4 protein-coding genes and 1 pseudogene are annotated in these 3308 nt (G+C 63.9%); 2 read left to right on the plus strand and 3 right to left on the minus strand.

The genetic code is table 11. From position 1 onward, the window contains the following. Together KAY22_RS26670 and cueR are read left to right on the plus strand one after the other, a co-directional pair. Positions 1 to 229 (plus strand): hypothetical protein (locus tag KAY22_RS26670; protein ID WP_296626093.1); only part of this gene is annotated, 229 nt, incomplete at its 5' end. After that, positions 226 to 624: a Cu(I)-responsive transcriptional regulator gene (gene cueR, locus KAY22_RS26675; RefSeq protein ID WP_004212744.1), complete on the plus strand. Its 399-nt coding sequence runs from the start codon at positions 226 to 228 to the stop codon at positions 622 to 624. The genes KAY22_RS26670 and cueR, both read left to right, overlap by 4 nt. Before the next feature lie 26 nt (positions 625 to 650). Here cueR and KAY22_RS26680 read toward each other — a convergent pair whose 3' ends face one another. The 3 genes and pseudogenes from KAY22_RS26680 to KAY22_RS26695 form a co-directional block, all read right to left on the minus strand. Continuing rightward, on the minus strand, positions 651 to 1286 hold the full coding sequence (locus tag KAY22_RS26680) for a response regulator (RefSeq protein WP_007683376.1): 636 nt from the start codon (positions 1284 to 1286) through the stop codon (positions 651 to 653). A 562-nt stretch (positions 1287 to 1848) separates the two neighbouring features. Further along, on the minus strand, positions 1849 to 2757 hold the full coding sequence (locus KAY22_RS26690; RefSeq protein ID WP_004212748.1) for a ribose-phosphate pyrophosphokinase: 909 nt from the start codon (positions 2755 to 2757) through the stop codon (positions 1849 to 1851). After that, positions 2754 to 3308: pseudogene (locus KAY22_RS26695) on the minus strand (thymidine phosphorylase); the annotation flags it as partial. The pseudogene KAY22_RS26695 and the gene KAY22_RS26690, both read right to left, overlap by 4 nt.

The following is a 3308-nucleotide window of genomic DNA, read 5'->3' on the forward strand; positions in this document are numbered from 1 at the left end:
GACTGGCATCGTCCGGGCGCGGCGGCTCAGCCAAGCGACCATGTCGAACATCCGCCAGAATCTCGTCTTCGCCTTCATCTACAATGTCGCGGGCGTGCCCGTAGCGGCGGGTGCGCTCTATCCGCTGTTCGGTATTCTGCTCTCGCCCATTATCGCGGCGGCGGCGATGGCGCTCTCTTCGGTGAGCGTGGTCACCAACGCGCTGCGCCTCAACCGGAAAGCACTGTGAACATCGGCGAGACGTCACGGCAGAGCGGCGTCTCTGAGCGGATGATCCGCCATTATGAAAAGATCGGCCTCATCCCGGCGCCGGCGCGTCGGGGTGCTGGCTATCGTGACTATGGCGAGCGCGACCTCCATCGCCTCCGGTTTATCGCCAATGCCCGCGATCTCGGCTTCCCGATCGAGGAGATCCGCACGTTGCTCAGCCTTTGGGCCAATACCGGCCGTGCCAGCGCGGAGGTGAAGCGGCTTGCCCTTGCCCGCGCCGATGAGTTTCAGCGCAAAGCCGAGGCGTTGACGGCGCTGCGCGACACGCTAATCGACCTGGCCGAGCGCTGCCAAGGCGACGAGCGGCCGGATTGTCCGATCATCGCCGAACTGGCCGCGGCCCGATCCGCATAGCATCCGGCATCGCACGGCCGAGAATTTTAGGGGTGCCCGTTTTCGGTCGATTCGTGCAGGTCGACGGCGAAAGCGATCCGCAACAGGTCGGGCAGGCTTTGCGCGTTGAGTTTGATCATCAGACTGGCCCGATGCAGCTCGACCGTGCGCGACGTGACGCCGAGTTCATCTGCGATAAGGCTATTTGGATAGCCTCGCGAAATTCCTCTCAGAACGGCCCGTTCGCGCTGCGTCAGTCTCGCGGCTTTCGAAAGAGCGTCGGCCTGTTCGGAGGCACGACGGGCTATACTCTCAAGCCAGCTGAAGCCGCGGTCGATCGCGCCGAGCAATGCGGCCTTCTCGACCGGTTTGGCGAGAAAGTCGGCAGCGCCCGCCTTCATCGCCTGTACGGCGAGCGTAGGATCGCCATTGCCCGTCAGCACCACGACGGGCATGTCGATACCGCGTCGCGTCAGCTCCGCCTGAACCTGCAGGCCGTCCATGTCGGGCATGTGCATGTCGAGAACCACGCAGCCTTTCTCGGCGTCCTCTGCGCTCAACAGAAACTCCGGCCCCGAAGCGTAGGCTTCTACGGCAAACCCTGCGGTCCGCAACGTGAAACTTAGTGCTTTTCGTATTGTCTCTTCGTCATCGACGATATGCACGACGCGCTTGTTCCCCATAGCCCCCGAGATCGATCAATACGCAGTGCCGCGAGGGCAGCGCTTCAAGGGATACTTCTCTGCACGTTGGACTATGGTCCCAGGTCAAGAGTAAAAATTTGGCGAGGCAAAACGGCGAAGGACAGCGAAACTGTGAGGGTTCGGCTACTCCGCTCACACCAATGCCGCGGTCGCTGCGGCTCATTGCCGGGTCTCTGCTCCGGACGATGCATGCGAGTTGCCCGCGCCGCCCTCGGCGCGATCGAGCCATCGCTACGCTTCCATCACATCGTCGACCGGCAGCGGGTTACTGGCGCCCGGCGGGCGAGGGGGGCGGGTTGGCCCTTGACGGCTGCGCGATCGGACGCCCAGGATAGCAGGGTGGCGCGCTTTACTTCGGGCTCAAGCTTCAGGTGCCCAGCAACGTCGAGGGGATCGATGAACGAGCGTGTGTGCGACACGACATATCCTCCTTCCCTGCCGCGATTTTCTCCGAAAGGGAGATCTCAGGAGATTGGTTCGGACTCGTTTAGGGTCAATGGATGAGGACGCGCACAGCGTTTGCCGGGCGTTCATTTCCGTCTTAGAACTGACGCGCAGCACGCCATTCAATCCGGTGGCGAACGGCCTCCGCGATCGCTGGCATGACGTCTATATCATTCGACGCATGTGCAACCGCGTTCGTGCTGACGATCCTTTCGACAAGCCCACCCAGAACCTGCGCTGCATCGCCGGCAAAAAGCGGATGCACGACCACGCAATCCGGTCGCGCGAACCCCATGCCGACCAGTTGGCGCGCCGCCTCGGTGAGGGTCCGACCGGATGAGGCGATATCGTCGACCAGCACCGGCTGGCGATCGAGAAACGCTGGGGCATTCGGAATCGAGATGGTGACGTGACGGTCGCCGGATCGGATTTTCTCGCACACGAGAAACGGAGCATCGGCATCGGCCGCCACCTGCGAGACCCACTGTTCGCTTTCCAGGTCCGGACCGATGATCAGCGGGCGAGCGACATTGCGCTTGATCCACGAGGCCAAAAACGGCGCGGCATGAACAACCTGGGTTGGGATGCGGTAGATTTCCGACAATTCATGGTAGCGATGGAGATGCGGATCGACCGTCACCAGCCAGTCGAGATGGCGAGACAGGATCGCAGCAAAGGTTCGCGACGTCACCGCCTCGCCGGCATGGAAGCGTATGTCCTGGCGCATGTAAGCGAGGTAAGGGGCGACGAGCCCGATCCTGCGAGCGCCAAGATCGCGCGCGGTGTCGGCTGCGAACAGCAGCGGCAACAGCTTGGCGTCCGGATGATCGAGACTGGACAGCAGGATGACCTCGCGGTCGCTGACGTCGTTTCCGACCCTGAGATAGGTTTCCCCGTCAGGAAACTGACGATGCTCGATCGTGCCGACCTCTGCATCGAGCGCGGCGGATAGCGGCTGTGCCAGGGCCTCGCTGCCAGGCAGCGCGAACAGGACGGGACGGTTCATAGCGCTTCAATCCCGAAGATCGGCCCGTCGCTCACGGCATAGGCCGCCGCATAGTCGAGCTCGCCCGGGCTCTCGGCATGAATGCTACACAAGGGAGCCCCGGCATCCACCATCTGGTTCAGCCGACACTGCAGTGCGACGCCAGCGGCCTTGGCCACCGGCGCGCCGGCGAGCTTCGCGACCGTCGCGAGCTTGCGATTGTCGATACTCACCAGGCGGCCGCTATAGGGAGCGATCATATCCTGCTGAAACCGGGCGACCGGTGGAGCCCGCATGCCGCCCTGCGCTTCGCAGATACGTTGGAACTTGGCCCAGGCCCCGCCGCTTTCGAGACACGCCCGCGCACGCGCATAGCCTTCGCCGGCCGGGGCCGCGTCAGCGAGCTCAAGCAGTCCTCCCGCCAGCTCGCAGGCCCGGTGGGCGAGATCCTCGGCGCCCGGCTGCCCCTGGAGGACGGCAAGGATATCCTGCGCCTCAAGCGCCGGGCCGATGCCCCGTCCGATCGGCTCCGCGCCGGGGCCGCGCATCACGCGCGTGCGAAGCCCGAAGGC

Origin of the sequence: Rhizorhabdus sp. (assembly GCF_018006725.1) — a bacterium.
GTDB lineage: Bacteria > Pseudomonadota > Alphaproteobacteria > Sphingomonadales > Sphingomonadaceae > Rhizorhabdus.

Bases quoted from the DNA above. Each gene is read 5' to 3' on its own strand.
- KAY22_RS26690 (WP_004212748.1), bottom strand. From the start codon at position 2,757: ATGAACCGTCCCGTCCTGTTCGCGCTGCCTGGCAGCGAGGCCCTGGCA.
- KAY22_RS26680 (WP_007683376.1), bottom strand. From the start codon at position 1,286: ATGGGGAACAAGCGCGTCGTGCATATCGTCGATGACGAAGAGACAATA.